The 16,331-nt window shown below is 72.7% G+C and carries 16 protein-coding genes; 8 read left to right on the top strand and 8 right to left on the bottom strand.

Annotated features, from left to right (window positions below; all coding sequences use genetic code 11):
* Positions 1 to 25: 25 nt before the first annotated feature.
* The 3 genes from AB0A97_RS32190 to AB0A97_RS32180 form a co-directional block, all read right to left on the bottom strand.
* Entirely contained in the window at positions 26 to 508 is a 483-nt protein-coding gene (locus AB0A97_RS32190; protein WP_030024131.1) for a succinate dehydrogenase hydrophobic membrane anchor subunit, read from the bottom strand.
* Between the two features lie 9 nt (positions 509 to 517).
* The gene (sdhC, locus tag AB0A97_RS32185) at positions 518 to 898 is read right to left on the bottom strand and encodes a succinate dehydrogenase, cytochrome b556 subunit (RefSeq protein ID WP_003985924.1); all 381 of its coding nucleotides are present in this window, start codon (positions 896 to 898) and stop codon (positions 518 to 520) included.
* Positions 899 to 1,129: 231 nt separating this feature from the next.
* Positions 1,130 to 1,732: a 2-oxo-4-hydroxy-4-carboxy-5-ureidoimidazoline decarboxylase gene (locus tag AB0A97_RS32180; RefSeq protein WP_361156534.1), complete on the bottom strand. Its 603-nt coding sequence runs from the start codon at positions 1,730 to 1,732 to the stop codon at positions 1,130 to 1,132.
* Between the two features lie 283 nt (positions 1,733 to 2,015).
* Here AB0A97_RS32180 and AB0A97_RS32175 point away from each other — a divergent pair, with 283 nt between their 5' ends.
* The 3 genes from AB0A97_RS32175 (at position 2,016) to AB0A97_RS32165 (ending at position 5,904) form a co-directional block, all read left to right on the top strand.
* Positions 2,016 to 3,644 carry a glycoside hydrolase family 20 protein gene (locus AB0A97_RS32175; RefSeq protein WP_361156531.1) on the top strand — a complete coding sequence of 543 codons (1,629 nt, stop codon included), beginning with the start codon at positions 2,016 to 2,018 and terminating at the stop codon, positions 3,642 to 3,644.
* 440 nt (positions 3,645 to 4,084) lie between these two features.
* A complete protein-coding gene (locus AB0A97_RS32170; RefSeq protein WP_361156528.1) occupies positions 4,085 to 4,795 on the top strand; it encodes an RNA polymerase sigma factor in 711 nt (236 codons plus the stop codon).
* Positions 4,795 to 5,904 carry a hypothetical protein gene (locus AB0A97_RS32165; RefSeq protein ID WP_361156525.1) on the top strand — a complete coding sequence of 370 codons (1,110 nt, stop codon included), beginning with the start codon at positions 4,795 to 4,797 and terminating at the stop codon, positions 5,902 to 5,904. Before AB0A97_RS32170 ends, AB0A97_RS32165 begins: the two co-directional genes overlap by 1 nt.
* A gap of 264 nt (positions 5,905 to 6,168) precedes the next feature.
* On the opposite strand, the gene AB0A97_RS32160 is transcribed toward AB0A97_RS32165, so the two are convergent.
* Positions 6,169 to 7,047: a L,D-transpeptidase family protein gene (locus AB0A97_RS32160; RefSeq protein ID WP_361156522.1), complete on the bottom strand. Its 879-nt coding sequence runs from the start codon at positions 7,045 to 7,047 to the stop codon at positions 6,169 to 6,171.
* A 229-nt stretch (positions 7,048 to 7,276) separates the two neighbouring features.
* On the opposite strand from AB0A97_RS32160, the gene AB0A97_RS32155 reads away from it, so the two are divergent.
* Entirely contained in the window at positions 7,277 to 7,486 is a 210-nt protein-coding gene (locus tag AB0A97_RS32155) for a hypothetical protein (RefSeq protein WP_030024141.1), read from the top strand.
* 4 nt (positions 7,487 to 7,490) lie between these two features.
* Here AB0A97_RS32155 and AB0A97_RS32150 read toward each other — a convergent pair whose 3' ends face one another.
* Positions 7,491 to 7,985, bottom strand: a complete 495-nt coding sequence (locus tag AB0A97_RS32150; RefSeq protein ID WP_361156518.1) for a MarR family transcriptional regulator — start codon at positions 7,983 to 7,985, stop codon at positions 7,491 to 7,493.
* Between the two features lie 93 nt (positions 7,986 to 8,078).
* On the opposite strand from AB0A97_RS32150, the gene AB0A97_RS32145 reads away from it, so the two are divergent.
* Positions 8,079 to 9,812 carry a thiamine pyrophosphate-binding protein gene (locus AB0A97_RS32145; RefSeq protein ID WP_361156515.1) on the top strand — a complete coding sequence of 578 codons (1,734 nt, stop codon included), beginning with the start codon at positions 8,079 to 8,081 and terminating at the stop codon, positions 9,810 to 9,812.
* 67 nt (positions 9,813 to 9,879) lie between these two features.
* Here the strand turns inward: AB0A97_RS32145 and AB0A97_RS32140 are convergent, their stop codons facing one another.
* The gene (locus tag AB0A97_RS32140) at positions 9,880 to 10,587 is read right to left on the bottom strand and encodes an FCD domain-containing protein (protein WP_361156512.1); all 708 of its coding nucleotides are present in this window, start codon (positions 10,585 to 10,587) and stop codon (positions 9,880 to 9,882) included.
* 135 nt (positions 10,588 to 10,722) lie between these two features.
* Between AB0A97_RS32140 and AB0A97_RS32135 the strand changes: the two genes are divergently transcribed.
* Both AB0A97_RS32135 and AB0A97_RS32130 read left to right on the top strand, forming a co-directional pair.
* Positions 10,723 to 11,250, top strand: a complete 528-nt coding sequence (locus AB0A97_RS32135) for a gluconokinase (RefSeq protein WP_361156510.1) — start codon at positions 10,723 to 10,725, stop codon at positions 11,248 to 11,250.
* A 129-nt stretch (positions 11,251 to 11,379) separates the two neighbouring features.
* Complete coding sequence (locus tag AB0A97_RS32130; RefSeq protein WP_361156507.1) at positions 11,380 to 12,777, top strand: gluconate:H+ symporter; 1,398 nt, start codon at positions 11,380 to 11,382, stop codon at positions 12,775 to 12,777.
* Here the strand turns inward: AB0A97_RS32130 and AB0A97_RS32125 are convergent.
* Complete coding sequence (locus AB0A97_RS32125) at positions 12,713 to 13,540, bottom strand: helix-turn-helix transcriptional regulator (RefSeq protein WP_361156505.1); 828 nt, start codon at positions 13,538 to 13,540, stop codon at positions 12,713 to 12,715. The genes AB0A97_RS32130 and AB0A97_RS32125 overlap by 65 nt on opposite strands.
* A gap of 54 nt (positions 13,541 to 13,594) precedes the next feature.
* Here AB0A97_RS32125 and AB0A97_RS32120 point away from each other — a divergent pair, with 54 nt between their 5' ends.
* Positions 13,595 to 14,809 carry an MFS transporter gene (locus AB0A97_RS32120; RefSeq protein ID WP_361156503.1) on the top strand — a complete coding sequence of 405 codons (1,215 nt, stop codon included), beginning with the start codon at positions 13,595 to 13,597 and terminating at the stop codon, positions 14,807 to 14,809.
* Here AB0A97_RS32120 and AB0A97_RS32115 read toward each other — a convergent pair.
* Complete coding sequence (locus tag AB0A97_RS32115; protein WP_361156501.1) at positions 14,790 to 16,307, bottom strand: FAD-dependent monooxygenase; 1,518 nt, start codon at positions 16,305 to 16,307, stop codon at positions 14,790 to 14,792. The genes AB0A97_RS32120 and AB0A97_RS32115 overlap by 20 nt on opposite strands.
* Positions 16,308 to 16,331 lie beyond the last annotated feature (24 nt).

Here is a 16,331-nt window from a genome sequence, read left to right as displayed (position 1 = left end):
GAGTCGGTTACCTCAGCCCCGGGGCCTAGCGGATGTTCGGGTCGAAGGTGAAGATCACCAGCGTGCCCAGAAGGACGGTGAACACCGTGGCGGTGTACAGGAGCATCTTCAGCCAGAAGCGGGTGTTGTCCCGCTGCGCGTAGTCGTTGATGACCGTGCGCAGGCCGTTGGCGCCGTGCAGCATCGCCAGCCACAGCATCACCAGGTCCCAGACCTGCCAGAACGGCGAGGCCCAGCGGCCCGCCACGAAGGCGAAGCCGATCTTGGAGACGCCGCCGTCCAGCACGAGCTGGAGCAGCAGGTGGCCGAGGACCAGGACGACCAGCACGATGCCGGACAGGCGCATGAAGAGCCAGCCGTACATCTCGAAGTTCGTACGGGTCGACTTGGGCGTCTTCTTCGTACGCTTTCGGGGCGGCTCGATCACGGGAGCCGGGTTGTCCACGTCGTACAGGGAGACGGAGTCGTTCACAGCGGGACCTGCGGGGGATTGGGTTTCAGCAGACATCGCGCGTCATCAGCTCCCGAACAGGGTGCGCAGTGTGTGCTGCAGCACCGGGTAGAAGGCGCCGGCCATCAGGACGGCCCACACGCCGACAACGGTCCACAGCAGCTGCTTCTGGTACTTCGGTCCCTTGGACCAGAAGTCCACGGCGATCACGCGAAGGCCGTTGAGCGCATGGAAGAGGATGGCGGCGACGAGGCCGTACTCCATCACGTTGACGAGGGGCGTCTTGTACGTGGCAACGACGTCGTCATAGGCCTCGGGAGAGACGCGGACGAGTGCGGTGTCGAGGACATGCACGAACAGGAAGAAGAAAATGAGGACGCCGGTGACTCGATGAGCCACCCAGGACCACATGCCTTCCCGGCCGCGGTACAGCGTTCCAGCCGGCACGGAAAAACCCTCCGGGAGCGGGGATCGGGGCCTGCCGGCTTCTCTGTCGGTCTGGCCCGGCCGGGTACGGTCCACCGGCCCCGGCCATCGTAGCGACGGACTGTCGGTTCCTCCCGCCGGGGTCCTCAGGTGTGATCAAACAGGCACGTACGGGCTATCCGCCGAGGGCGTTCCGGCCCTGTACGCCGGGCGGGGGAACGGGTAAGGGGCGGGCCGGACGGCCGGGGCCGCTCAGTCCCGGGAGGCCGCGAACCGGGCGAGCCGCCCGCGGGCGATCCGGCGCAGCTCCTCCGCGGCGACGGCGCGCTCCTCCTCGGGCTCGTTGCCGAGCCGGTCGTGGATGGCGGTGAGCACCACGTTGAGCAGCTCGGTGTCGCGGAAGCCGTCCAGGCAGATGACGAAGACGTGCCGGAACTGGCGCTCGTACTCGGCGTGCGCGGCGCGCAGCGCGGTGTGTGCCGCGAGGGTGCCCGGGCCGCGGGCGCCGACGAGCGGCTGCGGCGAGACGGTCTCCCCGGCCAGCGCCTCGTCCAGGTCGTCCGCGGTCAGGTCGTAACTCGCCTCGTCGGCGGCGGCCAGCAGCGCCTCCGGGTCCGGGTACGGGCGGTGCGCGACCAGGCGGCCGGCCCAGCGGCGGCTCCCGCAGCAGCGCAGCAGGGCGGCTTCGGCGGCGTCCGCCGGGGCGCCGTTCAGGCGGTCCAGGCCGGCCGGCCTGGCCGCGGCGGCGCTGCCGGGAGGCGGTGGCGGCAGCGGTGGGAGCTTCTGGGAGGGTGTGGCGGGCCGGGGAGTGCGCAGCGGTGTCGGCGGGGCGGCCGGGATGTCGCTGGGCTGCATGGGCTCCTCGGGGCGGCGAACGCCGGATCGGGCGGTGAACGCCGGACCGGGGCGGAGTACGTCGGATCGGGCGGCCGGAGCGTGCGCGGCCGCGGCGGATGCGCGGGGGCCGTGGGCTCCGGGAGGGGTGAGCAGGTTGGGACGCCACCGTAACGACGTCTGTCGGTCACTGTCCGACGGATGCACGAATTTCACCCGTATGAGAGAGCTTTCGCGCGCGTAGTAGACACAAACGTCTGTCACCTGGCAATACCTTCGCCCCGGAAAGGGAGGTTTTGCGTATATGAGGACCGGAAAACTGGCCGCGAGCATCACCGCAGGAGTGACGGCCGCCCTCACGGCGCTGTCCGTCGCGGGCTGCTCGAACAGCGGCGGCGCCCCGCCCAAGGGGGACGGCGGCACCACCTCCGCCGCGCCCACCCCCACCTGGGAACCGGTGCCGGGCCCGCCCCGCACCGTGCCCGCCGTGCAGAAGTTCGGCGCGGCCGACGGGCGCGGCTGGCGGCCCACCGAACAGGCCCGCGTCGTGGTGCCCGCGGGCGAGAAGAGCCCGGTCGCCGACGAAGCCCGGCGGTTCGCCCAGGAACTGGGGGGCTTGCGGACAGTCTGGGGCAAACAACCCGTACGGCCCGGAGATGTCGAGCTGCGGCTGTCCGGCGGCGAGGACGCCACCCGGCGCGAGGACAACGCCGCCGTGTACGACACCGCCGAGGAGGCGTACACCCTCACCGCGCGCGGCACCCGTCTCACCCTCACCGCCCCCACCGACGCCGGGATCTTCAACGCCACCCGCACCGTCCTGCAGTCCGTACGGGTCTCCGGCGGCGTCCCGGAAGGCACCGTCGAGGACCGGCCCGACCGGGCCCAGCGCGGCTTCATGCTGGACATCGCGCGCAAGCACTTCGACGTGAAGTGGATCGAGGACCGCATCCGCGACCTGGCGGGCCTGAAGCTCAACCAGCTCCAGCTGCACTTCTCCGACGACCAGGCGTTCCGCATCGAGAGCGAGAAACACCCGGAGATCGTGTCCGAGGACCACCTCACCAAGGACCAGGTGCGCCACCTCGTCGACCTCGCCCGCGGCCTGCACGTCACCGTCATCCCGGAGATCGACTCGCCCGGCCACCTGGGTGCCGTCCTGCGCGCCCACCCGGACCTCCGGCTGCGGTCCGCCGACGGCCGGATCCAGCGCGGCGCGATGGACATCTCGCAGCCCGGGGCCGCCGAGATCGTGGACGACCTGCTGCGCGAGTACGCCCCGCTCTTCCCCGGCAAGCACTGGCACCTGGGCGGCGACGAGTACCGCGCGCTGGCCGACCGGTCCCCGGCCGAGAACTACCCGCAGCTGGCCCGCGCCGCCCGCGAGAAGTACGGGGCGGACGCCACGATCGAGGACCTGGCCACCGGCTGGCTCAACGACCGCGACAAGACCGTGCGCGCCGCCGGTGCCCAACAGGTCGAGGCCTGGAACGACGGCTACTTCCGCGACACGGACGTCGCCCCCGACTCCGGCCGCACCGTCGCCTACTGGACGGGCAAGGAGATCGGCGCCCGCCAACCGGACGAGTACCTGCGCGAGAACCGCAAGGTCGTCAACCTCAACGACGAGTACCTGTACTACGTGCTCGGTGAACCCAACAACATGCCGTACCCGACCGGCGAACGCATCTACACCCGGTGGACCCCCGGGGTGCTGCGCGGCACCGAGGCCGTACCGCAGTCGCTGTCCGGCCCGGACCGGGTGCTCGGCGCGCGCCTGGCGGTCTGGTGCGACCTGGCGGACGAACAGACGCAGCAGCAGGTGGCGGACGGCATCCGGATGCCGCTGCGCGCGCTGGCGCAGAAGGTCTGGGACCGCCGCGATCCGGCCCTTTCCTGGACGGAGTTCAAAAAACTGGCCGACCAGGTCTGAGCGGCCAGGGCCGGACGCGGCGAGAAGGGGACGACCGGGGCCGCCACCCCCCACAGGAGAGGCCCCGGCCGTCGTTCCAGGGAGGCCCGGTGACGAGCCCCTGACCTTTACAGCGCCATCCGCCGCGAAAGCGTCACACGGGTGCGGTCCGGGGCGCGGCACGTACCGCGCGCCGGGTGCCGCCCCGGTGCGCGGGCGCTCTGGACGCGGGAAGGGCCGTGGCCGTAGCGTGCGGGTCCGCGCCGGTCCGGCACGGTGGCCGTGCGCACCGTCCGCCGGAGCGGAGGGGCAGGCCGGCAGCGGCCCGGGTGCCCGGTGTGCGGGCGGCCGGGTTACCGTCAGCGGGGACCTACGGGTTACCAGGGGTACCCGCGGTGCCCGAGAACAGCGAATCAGCGAGGACCGGGCGGCGGACTTTCCGGGTGCGACAGGATGGACCCGTGCGAGGGGATGACATTCAGCCGGACGACGGCCGGCTGACAGTCGCCGTACAGGCGGCGCAGGGCGGCGACGAGGCGGCATTCCGTACCGTCTACCGCGCCGTGCATCCCCGGCTTATCGGATATGTACGGACCTTGGTGGGCGAGGCGGACGCCGAGGACGTGGCCTCCGAGGCATGGCTCCAGATCACCCGCGACCTCGCCCGCTTCAGCGGCGACGCCGACCGGTTCCGGGGCTGGGCCGCACGGATAGCCCGCAACCGGGCCCTGGACCACATACGGATGCGCGGCCGCCGCCCCGCGGTCGGCGGCGACGAGACCGAACTGGCCGACAAAGCGGGCGGATCGGACACCGCCGACGAGGCCATGGAAGCCCTCGGCACCCACCACACCTTCCGCCTCATCTCCCGCCTCCCGCAGGACCAGGCCGAAGCCGTCGTCCTGCGCGTGGTGGTCGGCCTGGACGCCAAGAGTGCGGCCGGAGTGCTGGGCAAACGGCCCGGCGCCGTACGGACCGCCGCCCACCGCGGCCTGCGGCGGCTCGCCGACCTGCTCGGCGCCGGACCCGACGGCGGCGGCACCGGGCCCGGCCCGGACGGCGGACCCGGAGGAGGAGTGCCCGCACAGGGCGGCGGACGGGGTGAGAGCGCGGCGGAATCGTACGTACCGGGTGTGACGGAAACGGCCGCACGAACGCAGAAGGACATGTGATGGCCGACGACCGGTACAACTGGCTCGACGAGGAGGCCGCGGAGCGACTGCTGCGCGGCGAACCCGCCGGTTCCCCGGCCGGCACCGGCGCCGCGGAACTCACCGCCCTGCTGAACGCCGCCGCCGCGGCAGGCCGTGACACGGGTCAGGACGCACCACTGCCCGGCGAGGAAGCCGCTGTCGCTGCCTTTCGGGAGGTGCGAGGGCAGGCTTCGACGGCGGCCGACGTCACGGCTGCCGGGGCCGCGGTGGAAGCCGCACGTGCTCCTCGCGGCAACCCCGGCGCGGCCACCCGCCGCCGCTTCGGGCGGCCCCTGCGCCGCGGCTTCATGGTGGCCCTGGCCGGCTGCGCACTCGGCGGCGTCGCCGTCGCCGCCGGCGTGGGCGTCCTGCCGACCCCCTTCCACAGCGGCACCGGCCCGGCCCCCGCCACCAGCGTCTCCGCCGCCGAATCCCCCGGCCCGCTCGCCACCGACGACACCGGCACCGCCACCGACGGCACCACCCGGATGCCGGACCCCACCGGCCCTGGCACGGACCGGCCCGAACCCCTGAACACCGGCGACGGCAAGGACAGCCGCACCGGCGGCACCCGGACCCCCGCCCCCGGGCAGAGCACCCCCGGCCAGGACCCGACCCGCGGCACCGGGAACGGCGACGGCGGCAACCGGCCCGACGACCCCCGGGGCGGACCGGACAGCGAGGAGAAGAACCGGCTCGGCGTCATGTTCTGCCGTACCTACGAATCCGGCCGGCGCTCCGTCCTCGGCCAGGACACCCTCCGCCGCCTGGAACGCGCGGCAGGCGGCCCGGACAAGGTGCACGCGTTCTGCCGCCAGTACCTCGCCCACACCCAGGGCGGCGGCCGTTTCGACGGCGACGATGACGGCGACGGCCGCGGCAGCCATGGCCAAGGCGGCCACAACGGGCACGGAAAGGGCCACGGCGGCAAGGGCGACGACGAGGACGACGACCACCACCGCTACGCCCCGTCCGCCGGCATCCCCGGCATGACCACCGCCCCCGACCCCGCCGGCACCGTCACCACCACCCCCGCCGCACCCGACGAGCTACGCATCCCCGGAGCACCACCCGTCGCCCGGGTGTGACACTTTCCGGCCCCCCGGCGCAGTACGTAGTGAAGCCGACTGGTCATCGGCTTGCGCGCGTGCCGGGGTTCCCCCCGTACCAACGGCTCGCCGCATCCGGCGCGGGCGGGGCTCGTTCCCCCGGCCCTGCCCGCGCCTCTTTTTGCGCCTAAGCCGGCGCCGCTCTCGCGGGCCTGGTTGCTGTTTGTGGGGGTTGCTCAATTGATGGTTGGGGTTACTGCGGGGGGGGCGGGGGCCGGGGAATGGGTGCGGGTATGTGTGGGGCTATTTGTAGATGACTACCTTGTCGCCTGGGGCTACCTGGTGGAACAAGTCTGCGATTTTTGCTTTGTTGCGGACGTTTACGCAGCCGTGGGAGGCGCCCTGGTAACCGTGGGCGGCGAAGTCGGCTGAGTAGTGGACCGCCTGGCCGCCGCTGAAGAACATCGCGTACGGCATGGGGGTGTGGTAGATCGACGACACGTGGCCGCGGCTCTTGAACGAGATGCGGAACGTGCCTTCCCGGGTCGGCGTGTACTGGGCGCCGAAACGGACGTCCATCGTCGAGCGGACCTTGCCGTTCACCATCCAGGCGAGCGTGTTGCTCCGCTTGCTGATGCACAGGACGCGGCCCGTCATGCAGCGGGGGTCGCGGCGGGGGGCTCGTTTCCCGGCCGGCTTCCGGGTGGGCTTCTTCGCGGTCTTCTTGGTGTGCGGGTGCGTCTCGGTGCGGGTCGGCGGGCGTGTGCAGGAGTGCAGGGCGTGCCAGGTGGCGCGGTCCAGAGTGCCGGTGCGCGGCAGGCCCCGCTTGCGTTGGAACGCCGAGACGGAGGCCGCGGTCTGCCGGCCGTAGAAGCCCGTGGGTTTACGTCGGAAGAGTGACAACTGGGCCAGACGGGCCTGTAGTTCGCGCACCCGGGGGCCGCGGGAGCCCTTGGCGAGCACCGGTTTCGCGGTGCGGCGGGGGGCCTTGGTGGCGCGGATGTGTGCGGGGGGCTCCTGGTCCGCCGTCCGCGCGGGCATCACGTCCGCCCGTCCCGGCATGGACGGCGAGGGGGCCGTCGTCGGTGAGAGTCCGCCGTTCGGGCTGATCGTGATGGTCTTGCAGCCGGTCGTCACGGCCAGCACCAGCAGCCCCGCGGCCACCGCACGTCCCTTGCGCACGCCGTGTCCCTTCCGCGTCGGTGTCTCGGCGTCACCCCCGTGGTGACACCGGCCTCTCCTAGATTCCCAGGCCTGTGGAGAACCGAACCTGGACGCGCGCAGGGGTGAAGGGGTGCGGGGGCGCGGAGGTGTGCCTCGGTGTGCGCCCCCTGGGCGCTTCGGTGGGGCCGGTGCCGCTTCGGCAGGGCCGCGCGCAGGGGTACACGGGGCTCCGGGGGACAATGAGGAAATGTCACCGCGTCGCCCGTGCCCCGTATGCACCCGAGAGATCGCCGTCGTCGGCGGCCGCTTCGCCCGGCACGACCCGCCGGGCCGCCGTACCGTGCTGGAGCTCGTGTCGTGCCCCGGCTCCCGTCGTATCGCGCCGATGATGGCCCCGGCGGAGCGGCTGTTCGATCCGGAGGAGCCGCCGTTTCCCGGGCAGCAGCCGTTGTTCTGAGGGGTCAGGACTGGAGGGGCTTGCCCTCCGTCCGGCGGGCTTCCACCGATGTGGTGAAGGATTCCCACGCGTGGCCTGCCAGGGGGGCCAGTACGCGGCGCCACCCTTGCGCCGCCTCCGGTCCGGCTTCCTCCAGTGCGGCGGTGAACAGGGCGCGCTGACGTTCGTGGAGCTTGCGTTCGAGGTCCGCGCCGCGGCTGGTGAGGTGGAGTTCCTTGCGGCGGCGGTCCCGTTCGCCCGGCGTCACCCGTACCAGTTGTTCGTCGCCGAGTTTGCGCAGCGGTCCGTTGATGGCCTGCTTGGTGAGCTGGAGTGCCTGGCACAGTTCGCCGACGCTCATGCCGGGGGAGTACGCGAGGAACGTCAGGATGCGGTGGTGGGCGCGGCCCATGCCCTGCTCGGTCAGGGCCGCGTCGGCCGCTCCGGTGAAGGCGCGGTAGGCGAAGTAGAACAGGGTGAAATCGCGGTCGTAGGCGTCCGGGCGACAAGGGTCAAGCATGTTGACATTTTATCCCGGACTTCCGTACGCTCGCTACTTGGGTCAACAACCTTGACCTAAACCGTTCAAGCGTGAAGAAAGCCGGTTACCGCCATGTCGGACACCCCCTCGGACATCGGCCCGCAGGCCGTCACCCCCCAGGCCGCGACCGCCCGGATCACCGTCGCCGACTATCTGCTCCGCCGACTGCGCGAGCTGGACGTCGAACACCTCTTCGGCGTCCCCGGTGACTACAACCTCGGCTTCCTCGACCAGGTGACCGCCTTCCCCGGCCTCGCCTGGGTCGGCACCTGCAACGAGCTCGACGCCGCCTACGCCGCCGACGGCTACGCCCGGCTGCGCGGCGCCGCCGCCCTCGTCACGACCTTCGGCGTCGGCGAACTGTCGGCCGTCAACGGCGTGGCCGGCGCATACGCCGAATGTGTACCGGTCGTCGCCGTCACCGGGATGCCCGCCACCGAGGTCGCCGCGGCCGGCCGTCCCGTGCACCACACCCTGATGGACGGTGATTACCGGCACTTCGGCCGGATGTTCGCCGAGGTGACGGTGGCCCGCGCCGACTTGACCGCCGAGAATGCCCCGGCCGAGATCGACCGCGTACTGCGCGCCATGCGGCGGGAGCGCAAGCCGGTGCACCTGAATCTGCCCACGGATGTCGTGCTGGCCCCGGTTCCCGCCCCCGACGGGCCGCTGATCGTGCCGGACGGGCCCGCCGACCCGGGACTGCTGCCGGACTTCCTCGCGGGCTGCGCGCGGATGCTGGACGGGGCGCGCAGCGTCACCGTGCTGGCCGGGCACGAGGCCGAGCGGTTCGGACTGCGCGGGCCGCTCGGTGACCTGCTCGCCGCCGCGCCGGTCCGGTCCGCCGTGTTCTCCAGCGGCAAGGGCGTACTGGACGAGACCGCTCCCGGGTTCGTCGGCGCCTACACCGGGGAGATCAGCGACAAGCGGGCCCGGGTGGCCGTCGAGGACGCGGACTGTCTGATCCTGGTCGGCGCACCGGTCTCGGACAGCGTCACCGGCGGCTTCAGCCATCACTTCGCCCCGGAGCGGACCATCGAGCTGCGCCCTGGGCGCGCCTCGGCGGGTCGCGCGGTGTTCGAGGGGATGGCCATGGCGGACGCCGTCGGTGGACTGGCCGGGCTGCTGCGGGACGCGGAGCTGCCCGAACCCGAGGGGTACGGGGAGTCTTTCTCGTACCCGGAGGTGGGGGATGAGGAGGGAACGGGCACGTGGCTGACGCAGCGTCAACTCTGGGCTGCTGTCGGGGCGTTCCTGCCTGCGGGGAGTGTGCTTGTCGCGGAGCAGGGGACCGCGTTCTACGGTGCCCAGGAGGTGCCGCTGCCCGCGGACGGTCGGTTCGTCGGGCAGCCGCTGTGGGGGTCGATCGGCTACACCCTCCCGGCCACCCTCGGTACCGAACTGGCCGCGCCGGACCGGCGTTCGGTGCTGGTGATCGGGGACGGTTCCCTCCAGCTCACCGCGCAGGAGCTGGGCACCATGACCCGGTACGGCGCGGCCCCGGTGGTGATCGTCGTCAACAACGACGGCTACACGGTCGAGCGCGCCATCCACGGCGCCACCGCCTCGTACAACGACATCGCCGCCTGGGACTACACCGCCCTGCCCGCCGCCTTCGGCGCGGGCCCCGGCACGGTCGCGGTGCGCGTCGGGACCCCCGCCGAGCTGGCGGACGCGCTGGCGCTGGCCGCCCGTACACCGGACGAACTGGTGCTGATCGAGGCGGTCCTGCCGCGCGAGGACGCGCCGGAGCTGCTCACGGCCCTGGCGCAGCGGTTCGCCGAGCAGAACGCCTACGGGGCCTGAGGGCCGTGCCGTCCCGGCCGGGCGCGCCGGTGGGCCGGCCCGCCCTCGGGGCGGTGGCGGGCCGCGCCTACGGTGCCAGGACGTCCAGTTCGGCCATGGCGCCCACGGTGATCTCCCGGGTCAGCGCCTCGGCGCGCTCCGCGTCGCCGACCCGTACCGCCTCGGCGACCTGGACGTGCAGGGTCACCGCGGCCGGGTCGGGGTCGGTGAACATGACGTGGTGGTGGGTGCGGCCGGTTAGGACGGCGGCCACCACGTCGCCGAGCCGGGCGAACATCTCGTTGCCGGAGGCGGTCAGCACGATGCGGTGGAAGGCCGTGTCGTGCACCAGGTACGCGTCGAGCTGCTGGCCCCGGGACGTGGCGACCATGCCCATGGCGTGCTCGGTCAGCTCGGCGCACTGCGCGGGGGTGGCGTGCCGGGCGGCCAGGCCCGCGGCGGCCGGTTCGACGGCGGAGCGCAGCACGGTCAGGGAACGGAGCTGCCGGGGGCGGTCCGGGCCGGCCAGCCGCCAGCCGATGACGCGCGGGTCGTAGACGTTCCACTCCTCGGCGGGACGCACGGTCACGCCGACCCGGCGGCGCGAGGCCACCAGGTGCATGGATTCCAGGACCCGTATCGCCTCGCGGATGACCGTGCGGGACACGTCGAAGCGCTGCTCCAGCTCGTCGGTGCGCAAGATCGTGCCCGGCGGGTACTCGCCCGCGGTGATGGCGGGTCCCAGGGACTCCAGTACCCGCGCGTGCAGCCCCTGCCCCGCCCCCTGGTTCTCCATGGGATCAGCCTACGTTCCCGGGGAAGGCCCGCCTTTAAGTATGACTTTTACGTCACAGAGGCTTGAATACGTCGTATCCCATGGGTTTCAGTGGGACGACAGACCGAGGTCAAAGAGGACAGCGAGGTACACGGGATGAGCACCCCCCACGTCATCGTCGTGATGGGCGTGGCCGGCACCGGCAAGACGACGATCGGGCCGCTGGTGGCCGCCGACCTTGATGTCCCCTACGCCGAGGGCGACGACTTCCACCCCCCGGCCAACATCGCCAAGATGTCCGCCGGCACCCCGCTCCAGGACGCCGACCGGTGGCCCTGGCTCGACGCCATCGGCGCCTGGGCCCACGGCCGCGCGGGTCAGGGCGGGGTCGTCAGCAGCTCGGCCCTCAAGCGCGCCTACCGCGACCGGTTGCGGGCCGCCGCGCCCGGCGTCGTCTTCCTGCACCTGACCGGCGACCGTTCGCTGATCGAGTCCCGGATGGCCGAGCGCAAGGGCCATTTCATGCCCACCGCGCTGCTGGACTCCCAGTTCGCCACCCTGGAGCCGCTCGGCGCGGACGAGGCGGGTGTCGCCGTCGACGTGTCCGGCACTCCGCAGGAGATCGCCGGGCGGGCCGTCGAGGCGCTGCGCCAGTACGACACCGGTCGGCCCGCCCCCGCCTGACCTCGGCCCGATGCCCCGCCACCGCGCGGGACACCGTCCCGTACGCCCCGCGCCACCGCGGGACACCGCCCTGTACGCCACGGCGCCGGGGCCACCACAACCAGCAACAGCACCCCTTAGGGAACAGCCGTGACACATCTCAGCGTCGAGATGCTGGCAGCGGATGCGACCGAGCCGATCACCTCGGCCGGTCACGCGCAGCTCGGCATCGCCGTCCTCGCGGGCATCGCCGTCATCGTCCTGCTCATCACCAAGTTCAAGCTGCACGCCTTCCTGTCCCTGATCATCGGCTCGCTGGTGCTGGGCGCGGTGGCGGGCGCGCCGCTGGACAAGGCCATCGCCAGCTTCTCGTCCGGCCTGGGCAGTACGGTCGCGGGCACCGGCATCCTGATCGCGCTGGGCGCGATCCTCGGCAAGCTGCTCGCCGACTCCGGGGGCGCCGACCAGATCGTGGACACGATCCTGGCGAAGGCGAGCGGGCGCGTGATGCCCTGGGCGATGGTGCTGATCGCCGGCATCGTCGGCCTGCCGATCTTCTTCGAGGTCGGCATCGTGCTGCTGATCCCCGTGGTGCTGCTGGTCGTCAAGCGCGGCAACTTCTCCCTGATGCGCATCGGCATCCCGGCGCTGGCCGGCCTGTCCGTCATGCACGGCCTGATCCCGCCGCACCCCGGCCCGCTGGCCGCCATCGCCGCGCTGGACGCCAACCTGGGCGTCACCCTGGCGCTCGGCGTCGTCGTCGCCGTCCCCACCGCGATCGTCGCCGGTCCGCTCTTCTCCCGCTACGCCGCCCGCTGGGTGGACATCCGCCCGCCGGAGAACATGGTCCCGGAGCGGGCCTCCGGCGAGCTGGACAAGCGCCCCGGCTTCGGGATCACGGTCGCGACCGTGCTGCTGCCGGTCGTGATGATGCTGGCCAAGGCCCTGGTGGACGTCGTCGTGGACGACAAGGGAACGACGATCCAGCGCGTCTTCGACGTGGTCGGCTCCCCGCTGATCGCGCTGCTCACCGCCGTGCTCGTCGGCATGTTCACGCTGGGCCGGTCGGCCGGGTTCACCAAGGGCCGGATCGCCACCACCGTCGAGAAGTCCCTGGCCCCGATCGCCGGCGTGCTGCTGATCGTGGGCGCGGGCGGCGGTTTCAAGCAGACCCTGGTGGACGCGGGCGTCGGCCAGATGATCCTGGAGCTGTCCAAGGACTGGAACATCTCCACGCTGCTGCTGGCCTGGCTGATCGCGGTCGCGATCCGGCTCGCGACCGGCTCGGCGACGGTGGCCACCATCTCCGCCGCGGGCCTGGTGGCGCCGCTCACCGCGGACATGTCCACCACCCACACCGCCCTGCTCGTCCTCGCCGTCGGCGCCGGTTCGCTGTTCTTCAGCCACGTCAACGACGCGGGCTTCTGGATGGTGAAGGAGTACTTCGGCATGAACGTCGGCCAGACGCTCAAGACCTGGTCGCTCATGGAGACGCTGATCTCCGTCGTCGGGATCGTGTGCGTACTGCTGCTGTCCCTGGTGCTGTAGCCGGGCCCACGAGAGCCCGGTGGGCGCCCGGCGTGTGTCCGAACGACCGGCGGAAGGCATCGATGAAGGCGCTGGTCGACGCCCAGCCGCAGCGGTGCGCGATCGCGGTCACGGACAGCGCCGGGCCGTCCCGCGTCAGCAGCACCAGCGCGTGGTGCAGGCGTAGCTGCGTACGCCACTGGGGGAAGGTCATGCCCAGTTCGGCGCGGAAGAGGCGGGCCAGGGTCCGCTCACTCGCCCCGGCGCCCGCGCCCAGCGCGGCCAGCGAGCGCTGATCGGCCGGGTCCGCGCGCAGCGCCGCGCAGACCGCCGCCAGCCGCGGGTCGCGGGCCCTGGGCAGGTGCAGGGCCTGGAGCGGGGTGTGGCGGAGCTGGTCGAGGAGTACGGTCAGCAGGCGCCGCGCCTCCGCCGTACGGCGGCTGCCCGTACCGCTGTACGCGATGATCAGCTCGCGCAGCAGGGGGCCGACCGCCAGGACGGCGGGCCGGTCCAGCCGCAGCGGGTCGGCGGCGAGCGGTACGCCGACGGTGTGCAGGTCGGTGTCCCCGTGCGCCCGGTGCTCGTGCACCGTCCCGGCCGGGATCCAGATCGCGCGGGTGGCCGGGGTGACCCAGCTCCCGGCGTCCGTGGTCACGGTGAGCACGCCGCGCCCCGCGTAGACGATCTGGTGGACGTCGTGGTGATGGGCCGTCACCTCCGTGCCCTGCGGCAGGAAGCGGGTGACGGTCGTGACGTGCGGCGGATGATGGCGGAAAACCGGCATGATGTGGCAGCTTATGGGAAGTCCGCCACCGGGTGCGGTCGCCAGGATCGACGCATGACGACGAAGCACGTGGCCGCTCCCCGGCGGCCGGTAGCGATGATGTCCGTCGGACACGCGGCGGTGGACTTCTACCAGGGCGCGGTCCCGGCCCTGGTGCCCTTCCTGCTGGCCGAACGCCACTACGGTTACGCCGCCGCCTCGGGCATCGTGCTGGCCGCCACCCTCCTCTCCTCCCTCGTGCAGCCCCTGTTCGGCTCGCTCACCGACCGCTGGACGATGCCCTGGCTGATCCCGGTGAGCACCCTGTGCGCCGGACTCGGCATCGCCCTGTCCGGACTCGGCGACTCCTACGTCCTCACCTGCCTCGCGGTCGCCCTCTCGGGTATCGGCGTGGCCGCCTACCACCCGGAGGCCGCGCGGCTGGCCCGGATCGCGAGCGGCGGTAGCCACGTCGCCATGGGCTGGTTCTCCCTCGGCGGCAACATCGGCTTCGCCCTCGCCCCGGCCGCCGTCGGCCCGCTGCTCTCCGCGGGCTCGCTCGGCGCGTCGCCGTGGCTGGCGGTGCCCGCGGTGGCCGGTGCCCTGATCACCGCTTCGGTGATCCGCGCACTGGCGCCCCGGGCGGCCGTCGCGAAGGCCGCGGCGCGCACGGCAGGCCGCGACGACTGGCCGGCGTTCCTGCGGCTGACGGCCGTCATCGTCTGCCGCTCCATCGTCTTCGTCGGGCTGAGCGCCTTCATCGCCGTGTACGCGCAGCAGCGGGTGGGCGGGGGCGCCACCGCGGGCTCGGTGGCCCTGTTCGTGCTGTTCGCGGGGGGCGCGGTGGGCACCGTGCTCGGCGGCCGGCTGGCGTCCCGGTGGGGGCGGGTCCGTACGGTACGGATCGCCTATGCGGCCTGTGTCCCGGCCGTCGCCGGGCTGGTCCTCGTCCCCGGCCCCGCGCTGTACGTCTTCGCCGCCCTGACGGCCACGGCCCTGTACGTGCCGTTCTCCCTGCACATCACCCTCGGCCAGGACCTCCTGCCGAACCGCATGGGTACGGCGAGCGGTGTCACCCTGGGCCTGGCGGTCAGCGTCGGCGGCGTCGCCAGCCCGGCCATCGGCGCCCTCGCCGACGCCACGAGCCTGCGGACCGCGCTGCTGCCGCTGATCGCGCTGTGCGTCGTGGCCTGGCTCGTCGCGCGGACGCTGACCGAGCCGGGGGAGGGCGCCCGGCGGCCCTCGGAGCAGGGCGCCGGGCAGGCCGCCGTCAGTGTGCCGCGGCCGTGAGGAGGCCGTACCGGGCCAGTTCCTCCGGCAGGCCGGACGCGTCGTCGGCGGCGTACGCCACGTAGCCGTCGGGACGGACGAGGAACAGACCTTCGCCGTACGCGTCGCGGGCGTGCCCCTCGGGGTCGAGCAGGTCGGGGGCCGGGCCGCCGACGCGGCACGTACGGATCATCCCGCCGTCCAGCGCCGGGAGTTCGACGTCCCCGACGGCCAGCAGGGTGAAGTGCGGCCCCTGGAAGACCTCGAAGAGGCGGCGCGGGGTGCCGTCGGGGGTGGCGCAGGGCGCGTCGGGGGCCCGGTTGCCGGCGCGCAGCCCGCCGTCGGCGAGGCCGGTGCGCCGCTCGGTGGCGAGCGGCCCGTCCGGGTACCCGACGCCCATCTGGTGCAGGTCGCTGCCGCGCCGCATGTCGCCCGACCGGTGCAGCCGGGTGCTGGTGGCCAGGATGCCCGCGGCGACCGGCAGCCGCTCGGCCTCGTAGCTGTCGAGGAGGGAGTCCGGCGCGCCGTGCCGGATGACCTGGCCCAGCTTCCAGCCGAGGTTGTAGGCGTCCTGGACGCTGGTGTTCAGGCCCTGGCCGCCCGCGGGGGAGTGCACGTGCGCCGCGTCACCCGCGAGGAAGACCCGGCCCACCCGGAACCGGTCGGCCAGGGCGGCGTTCGGACGGAAGGAGGAGGACCACAGCACCTCGCCCAGTTGGTCGAGGGAGAGGTGGGTGCGGTCCGCGATCAGCTTGCGCACACCGTCGGGCGAGGTGTCCGGCTCGGTGTCGGGGTGCATGAAGCCCGCCATGAGCAGGAAGTAGTCGTACTTCGCCGGCGCGAGCAGCGAGACGAAGTCGGTGGCCCGGAACTCGCCCCACATGTGCCAGTGCTCCCGGTCCAGCCCGTCGAGGCGGATGTCGGCGAGGAGCATCGGGTACGGCGCGACGGACTGGCCGGTCATGGTGACGCCGAGCGTCTTGCGGACCGGGCTGCGCCCGCCGTCGGCCGCGACGAGGTAGGAGGCGCGCACCGTGCGGACGGTGCCGTCCGCACCGGCGACGCGGGCCTGGACGCCGTCCGCGTCCTGGGTGAACGACTCCAGGCCGGTGCCGAACGCCACCGTGCCGCCCAGTTCGGTCAGCCGCGCGTACTGGATCTCCGCGTTGCGCCACTGCGGGAGCATCAGCATGGTGCTGTACGGGGCGGCCGGCGTCGGGACGCCGGGCTCGACCATCACCCGCTCGTCGACCATGCGGCCGTCCTTCCAGTCCCCCCGCGGCGGGTACGTCCCGCCGGACGCCCGGACGGCGTCGAGCACTCCGAAGTCCTCGTACACCTCCTGGGTGCGGGGCTGGATGCCGCTGCCGCGGGTGCCGGGCGCCAGCCGGTCCTGGCGCTCCAGGACGAGAGCGCGCACGCCGCGCCGGGCGAGGTCGAGGCCGAGGGCCAGGCCGGTGGGGCCGGCGCCGGAGATCAGTACGTCCACGTGTCCGGGCAGGGAGTCGGTGCTGGCCATGGGAGTCTCCTTAACGTCGTTAAG

Origin of the sequence: Streptomyces sp. NPDC045470 (assembly GCF_040646595.1) — a bacterium.
Classification (GTDB): Bacteria; Actinomycetota; Actinomycetes; order Streptomycetales; family Streptomycetaceae; genus Streptomyces.
Note: the sequence above shows the minus strand (reverse complement) of the source record. Positions and strands in the feature narration are given on the sequence as shown.